The following is a 13,038-nucleotide window of genomic DNA, read 5'->3' as shown; positions in this document are numbered from 1 at the left end:
GTCGCGGTCGCTCGACCGGACGTGGCCGGCGGTCCTGGCGGTGGCGCTCGGCATCTTCGCGCTGATGACGTCCGAACTGCTGCCCGTCGGCCTGCTCACACCGGTCGGCTCGGACCTCGCCGTCTCCGACGGCACAGCGGGGCTGATGCTGACCGCGCCCGGCCTGGTCGCAGCCGCGTCCGCGCCGGTCGTCACCGTCGTCGCCGCCGGGGTGGACCGGCGGGTCCTGCTGGCGGCGCTCATCGGTGTCATGGCGGCCGCCAACCTGGTGTGCGCCGCGGCGCCGCACTTCGCGGTCCTGCTGGCGGCGCGGCTGGCGATCGGCGTGAGCATCGGCGGGTTCTGGGCCATCGCGGGCGGTCTCGCGGTGCGGCTGGTGCCCGCCGAACACGTGCCCCTCGCCACATCGATCGTGTTCGGCGGGGTCTCCACCGCCTCCCTCGTCGGCGTCCCGGCGGGAACGCTGATCGGCGACCTGGGCGGATGGCGCGCCGCGTTCGCCGCGGTCGGGGTGCTGGGACTCGCCGCGCTGGCCGCCCTGCTCGTCCTCGTGCCGCCGCTGCCGTCCCGGGGCGCCCTGTCCTTCCGGGAACTGCCGGGGCTGCTGCGGCGCAACACCGGCGTGCGGGTCGGCGTGATCATCACGTTCCTGCTGATCACCGGGCACTTCGCCGCGTACACCTTCGTCCGTCCGGTGCCGCGCGAGGCGGCCGGGGTGGACGACGACGCCCTCATCGGCGGCCTGCTGATGGCGTACGGGGCCGCGGGCATCGCGGGCAACTTCGTGGCCGGGTCGCGGTTGGCGGCGCACCTGCGCGGCACCCTCGCGGCCATCTGCACCGGCCTTGCGGCCGTGACGGCGCTGTTCGCCCTGCTCGGCACCGCGCCCGTGACCGCGCCCGTCACCGCGTCCGCGCTGCTGGTCGCCTGGGGGCTGGTCTACGGCGGGGTGTCGGTGAGCCTGCAGACGTGGATGCTGAAAGCCGCTCGTGATGCGAGCGAAGCCGCCTCGTCCCTGTTCGTCGCCGCTTTCAACCTGTCCATCGCCCTGGGGGCCCTCGTGGGCGGCGCCACGGTCGACGGCCTCGCTGCCACCGATGTCCTGTGGGTCGCCGGTTCCCTCGCGCTGGTCGCCGCCGCGACCGTCGCAACGTTCCGCACACCCCTTTGATCACACGAGAGAGGTATCGCCATGACACACCGCATCGTCAACCCCGCCGGACTGCACGACCCGGTCGGCTTCGGTTACAGCCACGTCGTCCGCGCACCGGGAGGCCTGGTGTTCATCGCGGGTCAGTACGCCTCCGACGGACAGGGGAACGTCACCTCCCCCGACTTCGGCGAGCAGGTCGAACGGTCCCTGGCCAACCTCGGCACCGCCCTGGCCTCCGTGGGCCTCGGTTTCGCCGACGTCGTGCAGATCCGCACCCACATCGTCGACCACGACGCGGACAAGCTGGCCGTGCTCGTGAAGCACCTCGACCGCATCTGGGGTTCCCGGCCGCCCGCGCAGACCCTCACCGGCGTGGCCGCGCTCGCCCTCCCCGGCATGCTCTTCGAGATCGACGCCGTCGCGGTCGCCCCGTCCGCCCGGCCGTAACGCGATGCCCCGCCCTGCCGCCCCGGAAACTCCTGCGGGCGGCAGGGCCCCTCACCGCTGCAGCCGCGACGGCGCGTTCGCGAACGTGATCGGCGATCTTCCGGGCGGGGTCTCCGGTGCCGCGCCGACGATCGTGCCCGCACGGCCGCAGCCGGCGACGTGGCCGCCCTCACTCGACAGGTCCACGTCCGCGCCGATGCGGCCCTTCTCGTCAACCCCGCCCAGTTCCGTCAGCGCGCCGGGGACGGGCGTCCGCCACAGCTGACTTTCGTCAACGGACATTGTCGTCAGTTAGAGCCTCCGGTTTTCCGTTGGTTGTTATTTTCTGGAAACAGAAAATCAAAAAATGTAGGATGAGAGCCGTGAGTGAGGTGACAGCGCAGGAGCGGCCGTGCCGGTACTGCGGGCGGCCCGTGCCGCAGAGGGGTGGGCGGGGGCGTCCCCGCGAGTACTGCATGGACAGCGACTGCCAGGCTCGGGCCAAGCGGGAGCGGGAGCTGAGGCGTGCGACGCCGGGACTGGAGGGAGCGCTCGCCCGGGCGGAGGATCTCTACGAGCGCATGGAGCAGGGCCTGGCCGCGGTCCTGGCTCCCCTGGCTCAAGCACTCGACGCGGAACTGTCGCCCCGGGGCGTCGAGGCGCGGATCAGTGCGGTCAGGGCCGAGGCCGAGGCCACGGTGGCGGCGGCGTTGGCCGAGCGGCAGGACGCCGAAGACCGGGCCGTCCGGGCGGAGAAGCTGGCGGAGAAGACCCAGGAGCGGGCCCGGGCCGCCCGCGACCGCGCGCAGCAGGCCGAGCAGGAGCGCGACGAGGCCGTCGAAGCGGCGGAGCGGACACGTGCGGAGGCCGAGGCGGCGGTCAAGGCGGCGCAGGAGGAGGCGCAGCGCGTCAGCGAAGCCGCACGGGCCGAGGCCGCGGAGGCCAGAACGGAGGCCGACGAGGCGCGTGCCCGGGCCGACCGCGACCGCGCCGAGAAACAGGAGGCGCTGCGGCAGGCCGAGCAAGCCCGTCGTGCGGCCGAGTCCGCGGCCGACGAGGCGGCGAAGGCGCGCGACGCCGCGCAGCAGGCGCGTGACTCGCAGGTGCGCGCCGAGCGGGAACGCGCCGCCGCGCTCGCCCGGGCCGAGGCGGCCGAAGAGGCCCGCGAACGCGCCGAACAGCACGCACACCAAGCCGAGGCGCAGCGGGTCGAGGCCGTCTCCGGACGCGACGCGGCCCGGGCGCAGGCCCAGCAGGCCGCGGCGGCCGCCCAGCACGCGCGCGAGCAGGCCGACGCTCTACGCGCCGAGGTCGCCGAACTGCGCGCCCTCCTTGACCGGGCTCGGGAGGACCTCGCCACCGTCCGTGCGGAACTGCGCGCCGAGCAGGCACGCAACGACGAACTCACCCGTGAGCGCGACTTCGCACGGGCCGAGGCCACCGCCCAGCGCGAACGCGCAGTCGCCGCCGAGCTGCGACGCGAGGAACGCCCGCGTGACACATGAGCCGGAGGTCGGCGAGCGGCCCGTCCGTCCCCCACCAATGACTCAGCTGCCGCAGGTTCCTGCCCGCGAGGCGAGACGCAGGGCCACGCGCTTGGCGCCTCAACCTGGATGTGGACCCGGAAGCAGCGCGAACGCCGGCCCGGTACGTGCGTGTACGGTCGCGGCCGCGGCGATCGGCTGTTGCGAGGCCCAGCGGCGTCAAGGCTTGCGCCGGGTCCTTCACGACATCGGGTGGCCGAACCACGCCCCCTGAACCGCACGTCCGCTCCGAGAGCCGTCGCGGGCGCGAAGACAGGGGCGCGACGGGCGAGCGGCCGCGGCCGAACCACGGGCCCAACGGGGCCGGCGATTCGGCCGCGCAGCGGGGCTGAACCACTCGCCTGCCGCGCGTCCGCGGTCAGGCGGGCCGCACCGAGAGGGTGTGGCGGAAGACGTTGCGCGGGTCCCACTTGGCCTTGACCTGCTGGAGCCGGGCGTAGTTGTCCCCGTAGTAGAGGGTGTGCCAGGGCGCTCCCCTGTTCCAGGCGGGGTCGGCCAGGTCGGCGTCGGGATAGTTGATGAACGCGCCGTCGGCGGGCGCCGGGACGCCGCCGGTGTCGGCGTACAGGTCGCGGTACAGCTCCCGCAGCCAGGCGATGTGCCGGTGGTCGTCGGCGGCGGCCTCCCACCCGTTGATCAGGAGCATCTTCATGACGGTGTCGCGGTGCGGCGTCGCCGTCGCCTGCGGGGCGACGGTGTTGACCCGGCCGCCGAAGGTGCAGAGGTTGACCAGGCCGCCCGGGTAGTCGTAGTCGGTCCGGGTCAGGTGGTGGTACAGGACGTCGGTCTGCCGGTCGCTCAAACGGCGGCGCAGGTATGCCGACTTGGCCTTCAGCCGCCAGTAGGGGCCGGGTTCGCCCGGCGGTCCGGCCAGGGCGGCGGCCAGCCAGGGCTCGTTTCTCACCTGGCGGACCGGGGTGACCGCAACGCCGCGGTTGATGGCGGCCAGATAGTCGTCCAGCATCCGTTCGGCGCCGGACGCGGCGGCCACCTGGCCGATCATGCCGATCGTCCCGGACGCCCGGCGGTTGAGCTGGAACTCGCTGTAGAGCCGGGCGGACGGGGAGTCCGGTGCGCTGTTGCGCTCGGCCCATTCACCGTAGTTGCGGACCAGGCGGGCGAAAGATGCCTTGTCGAACTTGTTCCAATCCCAGGTGATGGTGAAGCTCAGCACGGCCGGCGGCGGCGCGGGCAGCAACCGGGCGGGGTCGTCGCCGCGCGCGCCGGGCGTGCGGAACCAGTAGCGGGTGACGATGCCGAAGTTTCCGCCTCCGCCGCCGGTGTGCGCCCACCACAGGTCCCGGTTCGGGTCCGTGGCCTCGCGGGTGGCGACGACGCTGCGGGCCCGGCCCGCCCGGTCCACCACGACGACCTCGACCGCCTGGAGGTGGTCGACGACCAGGCCCATCAACCGCGCCAGCGGGCCGTAGCCGCCGCCCAGGACGTGCCCGCCGGCGCCCACGTCGGGGCACCATCCGGCGGGTATCGTCACGCCCCAGCCCAGGTAGAGCCTGCGGTACACCTCGCCCAGCGGGGCGCCCGCCTCCACGGCGAACGCGCGGCGGGCCGGGTCGTAGTAGACGGCGTTCATGGCGGAGGTGTCGATGACGACCTGCACGGCGGGGTCGGCGGCGAAGTCCTCGAAGCAGTGGCCGCCGCTTCGGACGGTGACCCTCTTGCCGCCGTCGACCGCCTCCTGGACGGCGCGGACGACGTGCTCGGTCGTGCCGACCACCCACACGTGCTCGGGCCGCCCCGCGAACCGCCGGTTGTAGCCGCGGGAGGCCAGGGACCGGTGGCGGGGGTCGTTGCGGCCGACCTTGGCGGGTCCGGGCGGGGGCGGGCAGCCGGCGTCGCCGGAGTCCGCTGCGGCGGGGACGGCTCCCACGGCCGGGACGGCGATGCCCGCCGCCGTCGCAGCCAGGCCGCCCCACAAAACGTTCCTTCTGGTGTGCTCGGGCCTTCCGGTCCGCTCGGTCATCAGGGCTCCTTTTAGTCAGGTTGCCCTCAACCTAGGAACGCGGCCACCACGCGTCAGTGGGCCTGACTCCACCAGGGCGGTAGGCATAGCTCCCCGATCCGGGAAGCCGCGCCCCCGAGGGCCAGGTCCTGGACGAACCGAGGTTTCACTGCTCGAGGGGGTGGCACGCGCGGTGCCGACCTGCAGCCCCATGCCGTCGCCCTGGCGGGGGCTGCCGGGGACTGCGGGTACTCCAGCAGCAGGTGCGGCCCCTTATGCGGCCGCCCCGCACTCGGCGCGAAGAAGCCGTTCGATCGTGGGGACGGTCAGGCACCAGGCGGCGATCCCGGTCATCTCCCCCCGGGCGTGCTCGCCGAAACGCGAGGTGGCGTCTTCGGCGGGCACCAGCCGGTAGTCGCGGGCGCTGGCGTCGTAGATCGTCGCCCGCGGGCAGTTGGGGTAGTTGCAACCGGCCACGACCAGCGTGTCCACGCCGAGATCGGCGAGATGCCGCTGCAGCGGGGTGCGGTAGAAGGCGCTCCACCTCGGCTTGTAGATGACGTGCTCGCCGTCGGCGAGCCGTTGCGCCGCGCCCGACAGCAGCCGCTCGGGGTCGAGGGGCGCGGCGTCCGCCGGGGTCAGACCGTCGGCCAGGCGGGAGCCCGGCGAATGCGGGACGACCAGGCGGGTTCCGGAGGCGATGAGCGAGCGGCGGCAGAGGTCGGCGTTGCCGCCGTCGGGCAGGTAGAGCCGGACGAGATGCACGATGGGCCGTCCGGCGTCCCGGAACGCGCGCGCCAGCCTGGCCACCGCCGGAGCGATCCGTTCGGTGCCGGGCACCGCGTGCGGGCCGGACACGAAGTCGGCCTGCATGTCGATCGTCAGCAGGGCGGCGCGGGTGAAATGCGGTCGGGTGTGCTCGTCGCCGGGGACCGGCCCGGCAGCAGTCTCCTTGATCACCCTGCGCACGTTACGGCTCGTCGGCCAGGCGTTCTTGTACGTCGTTGCACGCCCGTCGCGCACGGGCGAACTGCCCGGGCGGTGCGGCGAACGTCCGGCGGAAGTGGCGGTGCAGGTGGGCCTGGTCGTGACCACGCCCGGCGGCGGGCCCGCGCCGAACGGGTCCGACGTCGGCTGCGGCGTGCCCGCCGACGGCGACGCCGCCCGCCGCAAGGCCCCCGGTCATGGTCCTTCCTCCCCTCGTGGCCGGTGACGCGCAGCGGCGTCATGGACACGCATGGGAACGTGTCCGGCATTGATCCCCTTTGCTGTGCGCCGCAGTCGTGTCATTGCCGGCATTCCGCACGGCGGCGGGCTGGTGGAGGGGGAATCGACCGGGAACGGAAGAGTCCTGGCACGGCTCCGGCGGCGGCCGCCAAGGCGCAGCCGGAAGATGAGTGTGCTCCGGGCGCGCGGCCGGGCGCGCTCGGCTGGGGCGAGCCGTGCCGCGGCGGCCGCCCGAGCAGGCGTTCACGCAGTGCCTGCACGCCGGACGGGTGGTCACGGGGCTGGGGCGGCATCGGCGGCCTCCGTTGGGTCGGTCGGTTCCGGTGATCTGTCCACGGTGGGTGCGACCAGTGCCCTCGCGGCGGCGAGGCCGGGCCGCGGATGGTGGCGCGGGCCGGGGCGGGGACGACGGTGATGGGGCCGGTCCGGTGACGAGCCGACCCGGCACGGATGGCAGCAGCCCGCCTCTGGCCAGCGACTTTTCCCGAGGACGGGCCTGGGCACACGGCCGGGCCGGTAGATCCTCCATCATGTGGTCCGGCCCGGTGGCCGGTGGCCCTGCGGGATGACGGCCGTCCCCACGATGCCGCCGCCGTCCCGCGGACCTGCCGGGCGGCCGCGCCGTCTGGCTCACAGCCGCCGGCCGTGCCGTGCGGGGCGCCGCTCACCGTCACCGTGCGAGCCTCCCTTCGGGCCCGGGGCGGGTGGCATCACCGGCGGTCGGCCGCAGGATTCGGGCCGCGGACCCGACCGCCGGTGACGCGGGTCGGACAGGAGATGGGCTCTGCCGGGCTCTGTTCCACCATGGGCGATCGATGCGGCGGCCACCATTGGGGGCAACACCCATTCACCAGCGAAAAGATCCTGATGTTGCCGACCGCTCCCGGCCCCGGGCCCGAGGCGGCGGGGTGCTCAGTCGCTGTTGAGCAGCCGCCATGTGGTGAGGGCGAGCCTGGCTCGTGTCAGTCCGGCCGGTTGGGTGAGTTCGATGCCGAGGGCCTTGCCGATCTGTTCGAGGCGGCGGGCGATGCTGCTGTGGTGGAGGTGCAGGAGGTCGGCGGCCTGGCGCAGGGAGCCGGTGGCGCAGTAGGCGTCAAGGGTCTGCAGGTCGTCGGGGTCGGCGGCGAGGCGGCTGATCGCGGCGACGTCGGCGTTGGCCCGTGCGGTGTCGGGAGGTATCTCGGCCAGGAGCGCCAGTGCCCCCAGGGCGTCGTAGCGGACGACGGGCCGGCGCGGGGTGGTGAAGCGGAGGGCGGTACGGGCCTGCTGCCAGGACCGGTCAGGGGCACCGGCGGTGCCGATGCCGGCGCGTGCGTCCGCGGGGAACCGGGAGGGGTCCAGGGCGGTGGTCAAAAGGACGCCGACGTCGGCGAGCGGGGCCGCCTTCACCGGCCGGTTCGGGGAGATCAGGCCGCCGATCCGGTCGAGCGGGACGGACGAGCGTACGGCGACGACGCGCACCGGCAGATCGGCGGCGAAACCCAGCAGGCGCAGCGCCCGGGCCCGGGCGGCCTCGTCGGCGTCCGCGCTGATCGCCAGTTCGACCAGGGCGGGGTCGGCCATGGTGGTGCGGGCCGGGCCGTACCGTTCGACGACCGCCGCGGCGGCGATGGCGAGCCGGTCCAGCAGCAACTGGTCGAGCGCGCCGGGCGGGGCGGGACGCTCCAGCCACACCGCGCCGATCTCTTCGTCGTCGAGGGTGATCGTTGCCGTGGTGGACGCCGGTGCCGCCGGGGCGGCGGCCTGAGTGCCGTCGGGCGACATGCGGATCACCTGGCCGGTGCCGTGGAGCCGGATCCCGGCCACGCACTCGGCCAGGACCGCCGAGGCCCGGGCGAGGGCCGGCAGGTCCACCCGCCGGCGCATCAGGGTGTCGTAGAACATGACGACGCGGATCGCGCCTTCGGCGTGCGCGTCCAGTTGGGACAACCGTAGGGCCAGTGCCTCCATGGCGACGAGGATAGGCGCCGATCGGTGCGCGATCCGGGCGGGATGCCCGACATGTGGCGGATGATCTCCGGTGCGGCGGCGGCGAGGATGGCAGGCATGGATCCCGAACTGGAAGCGTTCATCCCGCTGTTCCCCCCGGCCGACCTGACCGACCCGGTCGCCGCACGCAAGAACCTGGCCGAACTGTCCGGTGCGGCGCCGCCGGCGGACACCTCGGACATGCGGATCGAGGACCGCACGGTGCCCGCCGCGCCGGACGTGCCGGTGCGGATCTACCGGCCGCACCAGGCCCGGGGCGCCATCGTCTGGCTGCACGGCGGCGGGTTCGTCATGGGCGATCTGGACACCGAGCACCCGTGGGCCACCCGGGTGGCGCACGGCGCCGGCACGGTGGTGGTCTCGGTGGACTACCGCCGCGCCCCCGAGAACCGGTTCCCGGCCGCCCTCGACGACGCCTACGCCGCGCTGACCTGGACGGCCGAGCACGCGGCCGAGCTGGGCGTCGACCCGGAGCGCATCGCGGTCGGAGGCCACAGCGCCGGCGCGGGCCTGGCGGCGGCGGTGGCGCTGCGGGCGCGCGACGAGCAGGGCCCGCCGATCTGCTTCCAGCTGCTCAACCAGCCCGAGCTGGACGACCGGCAGGAGACGTGGTCGGCGCGCAACTTCACCGACACGCCCTGGATGACCCGCGACAAGCTCGCCACCACATGGCGGCACTACCTGGGGTCCGAGCCCGCCACGCCCTACGCCGCCCCGGCGCGGGCCGCGGACCTGTCCGGGCTGCCGCCCGCCTACATCGCCACCGCGGAGTTCGACCCGCTCCGCGACGAGGGCATCGACTACGCCCTGCGCCTGCTGCAGGCGGGCGTCTCGGTCGAGCTGCACCAGTGGCCCGGCACCTTCCACGGATCGCAGGCGATCCTGTCGGCGGAGGTGTCGCAGCGGCAGATCAGCGAACTCGCCGGGGCCCTGCGCCGCGCTCTCAGCAGGTGAGGACTCCCAGTCCGGCCAGGCCGCTGTTGTCCGGCCGTCCGCAAGGCCCGTGCCGACCGGACGGCCGGAGGCACGGCCCTGGCCGGCTCCGCCCGGCGGGCGACGCCGCCCGCCGGGCGGCACCGCTCGCAAGGGCGACCATCGGCCCGGCCACGGGCCCGGCCGCAACGAGATCGACGAAGACGGGAGGGCGATGACCGCCACCGACCTCACCGAGGCGAGGCAGTTGCACGCACCGCCGCCGGATGCCGAGTCCGCGGCGGGACCGAGCCCGGCCGGGCTGCTGCGGCCGTATGTCCGCAGCTTCACCGCCATCATGATCCTGCAGGTGATCGGCGCCGTCGCGGGTCTGGCGCCGCTGCTGGCGGTCGTCGAACTGGGACGCGCCCTGCTGTCGCCCGGCCCGATCGATCACGGCCATGTGCGGCTGGTCGTGCTCGCGGGTGCGGCCGGCCTGCTGGTCCGGCTGCTGTTCACGGCCGCATCGTCGGGCCTGGGGCACATGCTCGACGGCCGGGTGCAACTGTCGTTCCGCCGGCGGCTGGCCGAGCGGCTGGGGCGCGTACCGATCGGCTGGTTGTTCCACCGCCGGACGGGCGAGCTGGCGAAAATCGTGGGTGAGGACGTGAGCGCCGTGCACCCGTTCATCGCCCACTCTCCCAGCGAACTGGTGTCGGCGTTCGTGGTGCCGCTGGTGTCGCTGGCCTACCTGTTCACCGTCGACTGGCGGCTCACGCTGATCACGCTGGTGCCGGTGGTGCTGGCATTGGCGCTGGTCCCGCTGATGATGACCCCGGCCCGGCTGCGTGAGCAGCAGGAGTTCGACCGGGCCCTCGGGCGGATCTCGAATGCGGCCGTCGAGTTCGTGGAAGGCATCGCGGTGGTCAAGGCGTTCGGCGGAGCGCAGCGCGCCCACCGCAGGTTCCGCACGGCCGTGGACGACTTCGTCGCGGTGTTCTCCCGGTGGGTGCGCGGTGTCTCCGCCATCGCCGCGGGCATGCAACTGGCGCTGTCACCGCCGTTCGTGCTGCTGGTCGTGCTCATCGGCGGCGCCAGCCTGATCACCGCCGGGGGCATGGCCCCCGCCGACCTGCTGCCGTTCCTGCTGCTCGGGCTGGGACTGACCGCCCCGGTGGCGGCCTGGGCCACGGCTTCGACGACCTGCAGGCCGCACGGCGCGCCGTCGGCCGGATCCGCGACGTGCTCGCCGTGCCGTCGCTGCCCGAGCCCGCGCACCCGGTCGCGCCACAGGGGCACCGGGTGGAGCTGCGCGGCGTCCACTTCGGCTACGACCCCGGACGCGAGGTGCTGCGCGGCATCGACCTGGTGCTCGAACCGGGCACGGTCACCGCGGTCGTCGGCCCGTCGGGAAGCGGCAAATCCACACTGGTGCAACTGCTGCCGCGGTTCTTCGACCCGACCCGCGGTTCGGTGCTGCTCGGCGGTGTCGATCTGCGCGAGATCGCCACCCGGGACCTGTACCGGACGGTCTCCTTCGTGTTCCAGGACGTTCGTCTGCTGCGCGCGTCGGTCGCCGACAACATCGCGCTGGCGGTACCGCACGCCGGCCTCGACGAGGTGGTCCGCGCCGCCCGGCTGGCGAACATCCACGACCGGATCCTTAAGCTGCCGCGCGGATACGACACGGTGATCGGTCAGGAGGCCGGGCTGTCGGGCGGCGAGGCGCAGCGCATCGCGATCGCCCGCGCGCTGCTCACCGACGCGCCCGTCCTGGTGCTGGACGAGGCCACCGCATTCGCCGACCCGCACACCGAACAGGCGGTGCGCCGGGTCCTGGCGACGCTCAAGGGCGAGCGCACGATCCTGGTCATCGCGCACCGCCTGGAGACGGTCGCCGCCGCCGACACCGTCGTGATGCTGGAGAACGGGTCGATCGTCGAGCGCGGCGGACCCGCCGAACTGCCGGCACGCAACGGCAGGTTCGCCGCGTTCTGGCGATCCCACTGGTCGGCGGCCGCCGACGCGGGCGGACCCGCCGGCGGCGCACTGCGAGGAGACGAGTCCCGATGATCCGAATGCTGCTGCGGGTGCTGGGACACCAGTACGCCCGGCCGGTCCGCCGCACCGTGGCGTTGATGACGGTGACCGCGGTGGCCGAGGGGGCGTCCTACGCCCTGCTGGTCCCCATGCTGCGGGAACTGTTCGGCGGCACCCCCGGCGACGCCCGGCCCTGGCTGGTCGCGTTCGGCGCCGCGGTCGCGGTGTACGCGGTGCTGCGCTACGTCAGCAACCTATCCGGTTTCCGCGTCGGCACGACCCTCCTGCGGGGCATGTACCACCGGCTCGGCGACCACCTGGCCCGCCTGCCCCTCGGCTGGTACGCCGCGGGCCGCGTCGGAGAGGTGTCGGTCCTGGCCGGCCGCGGCGTCCTGCAGGCGATGAGCGTGATCGCGCATCTGCTGTCGCCGTTCATCTCCGCCAGCGTGACCCCCCTGACGGTCGTCGCCGTCATGCTCGTCTACGACTGGCGCATGGGGCTGTCGGCGTCGGCCGCCGCACCGGTCGTGGCGGCGATCCACGTCTGGACGGGACGCTCGATGGCCGCAGCCGACGCCGAACGCGCCGAACGCGACCGGGAGGCCACCGCGCGGGTCGTCGAGTATCTCCAGGCGCAGCCGGTGCTGCGGGCAGGCGGCCGGACCGTCGAACGCTTCCGGTTGCTCGACGACTCGCTGCGGGAACTGCACCGCGCGTCCCGCCGGAGCCTGCTGTCGGCGCTGCCGGGCGTTGTGGGCCTGACGCTCACGGTGCAGGCGGTGTTCACCGTGCTGCTGGTCCTGGGCGCCCATCTCGCGCTGGGCGGGGACATCGGAGCGGCGGAACTGCTGGCGGTCCTGGTGCTGGCGGCCCGCTGCGCCGATCCGCTGCTGTCGCTGGCGGAGATCGGCGGCAAACTGCGCGTCGTCCGCGCCGAGCTGGCCAGACTCGACGCTGTGCTGCGCACCGAGCCGCTGCCGGAGGCTGCCGAACCGGTCCGGCCGGTAGGCCATGGCCTGGAGCTGGAGTCGGTCACCTTCCGGCACGGCGGCCGCACCGTGCTCGAGGACGTGTCGCTTTCCGTGCCGCAGGGGCAGCGGCTCGCCGTCGTCGGACCGTCGGGCGCGGGCAAGAGCACCCTGCTGCAGCTGCTGGCGCGGTTCTACGACGTGGACGCGGGCGCGGTGCGCGTGGGCGGCGTGGATGTGCGCTCCATCGGCACCGAGGTGCTGATGGAGCAGATCGCCGTCGTCTTCCAGGACGTCTACCTGTTCGACGGCACGATCGAGGAGAACGTGCGGCTCGGCCGTCCCGACGCCGACCAGGCCGAGGTGCGGGCGGCGGCGGCCGCGGCGCGGCTGGACGAAGTGGTCGAGCGGCTGCCCGGAGGATGGGCGGCGAACGTCGGCGAGGGCGGTGCGCGGCTGTCGGGCGGTGAGCGCCAGCGCGTCTCGATCGCCCGCGCGCTGCTGAAGGACGCGCCGATCGTGCTGCTGGACGAGGTGACCTCCGCGCTCGACCCGGTGAACGAGGCGGCCGTGCACGAGGGCATCGAGCGGCTGATGGCGGGCCGGACGGTGGTGATGGTGGCGCATCGGCTGCGCACCGTCCAGCGTGCCGACCGCATCGTCTTTTTGGACGGCGGCCGGATCGCGGAGGAAGGCACCCACGAGGAACTGCTGCGCCGCGGCGGCCGTTACGCCGATTTCTGGCAGGTCTCCCTGACATCGGCGGCGGTCGGGCCGGGCACCGCCGGCTGATACCGGCCGGGACGCGACCGCGGTGCG

Annotated in this window: 11 protein-coding genes and 1 pseudogene; 7 read left to right on the top strand and 5 right to left on the bottom strand. The window is 73.9% G+C overall.

The window, feature by feature from the left end; genetic code table 11:
- Positions 1–40 precede the first annotated feature (40 nt).
- Both QSK22_RS10405 and QSK22_RS10400 read left to right on the top strand, forming a co-directional pair.
- Positions 41–1,171 (top strand): MFS transporter, encoded by a 1,131-nt coding sequence (locus QSK22_RS10405; protein ID WP_285493851.1) that lies wholly within the window; start codon positions 41–43, stop codon positions 1,169–1,171.
- Between the two features lie 21 nt (positions 1,172–1,192).
- Positions 1,193–1,600, top strand: coding sequence for a RidA family protein (locus QSK22_RS10400; protein ID WP_285493850.1), 408 nt, complete (start codon positions 1,193–1,195; stop codon positions 1,598–1,600).
- Positions 1,601–1,651: 51 nt separating this feature from the next.
- Here the strand turns inward: QSK22_RS10400 and QSK22_RS10395 are convergent, their stop codons facing one another.
- Positions 1,652–1,882 carry a hypothetical protein gene (locus tag QSK22_RS10395; protein WP_285493849.1) on the bottom strand — a complete coding sequence of 77 codons (231 nt, stop codon included), beginning with the start codon at positions 1,880–1,882 and terminating at the stop codon, positions 1,652–1,654.
- Between the two features lie 80 nt (positions 1,883–1,962).
- On the opposite strand from QSK22_RS10395, the gene QSK22_RS10390 reads away from it, so the two are divergent.
- Entirely contained in the window at positions 1,963–3,084 is a 1,122-nt protein-coding gene (locus QSK22_RS10390) for a coiled-coil domain-containing protein (RefSeq protein ID WP_285493848.1), read from the top strand.
- Between the two features lie 397 nt (positions 3,085–3,481).
- Here the strand turns inward: QSK22_RS10390 and QSK22_RS10385 are convergent, their stop codons facing one another.
- The 4 genes from QSK22_RS10385 to QSK22_RS10370 all read right to left on the bottom strand — a co-directional run bounded on the left by QSK22_RS10385 (position 3,482) and on the right by QSK22_RS10370 (position 8,260).
- Positions 3,482–5,104 (bottom strand): FAD-binding oxidoreductase, encoded by a 1,623-nt coding sequence (locus QSK22_RS10385; protein WP_285493847.1) that lies wholly within the window; start codon positions 5,102–5,104, stop codon positions 3,482–3,484.
- A gap of 252 nt (positions 5,105–5,356) precedes the next feature.
- Complete coding sequence (locus tag QSK22_RS10380) at positions 5,357–6,043, bottom strand: cysteine hydrolase family protein (RefSeq protein WP_285493846.1); 687 nt, start codon at positions 6,041–6,043, stop codon at positions 5,357–5,359.
- A 10-nt stretch (positions 6,044–6,053) separates the two neighbouring features.
- Entirely contained in the window at positions 6,054–6,269 is a 216-nt protein-coding gene (locus tag QSK22_RS10375) for a hypothetical protein (RefSeq protein WP_285493845.1), read from the bottom strand.
- Between the two features lie 953 nt (positions 6,270–7,222).
- Positions 7,223–8,260, bottom strand: coding sequence for a helix-turn-helix domain-containing protein (locus tag QSK22_RS10370; RefSeq protein WP_285493844.1), 1,038 nt, complete (start codon positions 8,258–8,260; stop codon positions 7,223–7,225).
- 96 nt (positions 8,261–8,356) lie between these two features.
- On the opposite strand from QSK22_RS10370, the gene QSK22_RS10365 reads away from it, so the two are divergent.
- The 4 genes and pseudogenes from QSK22_RS10365 (at position 8,357) to QSK22_RS10350 (ending at position 13,011) form a co-directional block, all read left to right on the top strand.
- Positions 8,357–9,253: an alpha/beta hydrolase gene (locus tag QSK22_RS10365; protein WP_285493843.1), complete on the top strand. Its 897-nt coding sequence runs from the start codon at positions 8,357–8,359 to the stop codon at positions 9,251–9,253.
- Positions 9,254–9,446: 193 nt separating this feature from the next.
- Positions 9,447–10,325: pseudogene (locus tag QSK22_RS10360) on the top strand (ABC transporter transmembrane domain-containing protein); the annotation flags it as partial.
- Positions 10,217–11,284, top strand: coding sequence for an ABC transporter ATP-binding protein (locus QSK22_RS10355; RefSeq protein ID WP_352231431.1), 1,068 nt, complete (start codon positions 10,217–10,219; stop codon positions 11,282–11,284). The pseudogene QSK22_RS10360 and the gene QSK22_RS10355, both read left to right, overlap by 109 nt.
- Entirely contained in the window at positions 11,281–13,011 is a 1,731-nt protein-coding gene (locus tag QSK22_RS10350) for an ABC transporter ATP-binding protein (protein WP_285493841.1), read from the top strand. The genes QSK22_RS10355 and QSK22_RS10350 overlap by 4 nt, the downstream gene beginning before the upstream one ends.
- Positions 13,012–13,038 lie beyond the last annotated feature (27 nt).

Source organism: Actinomadura sp. NBRC 104425 (genome assembly GCF_030269545.1).
Taxonomy (GTDB): Bacteria; Actinomycetota; Actinomycetes; order Streptosporangiales; family Streptosporangiaceae; genus Spirillospora; species Spirillospora keratinilytica.
Note: the sequence above shows the minus strand (reverse complement) of the source record. Positions and strands in the feature narration are given on the sequence as shown.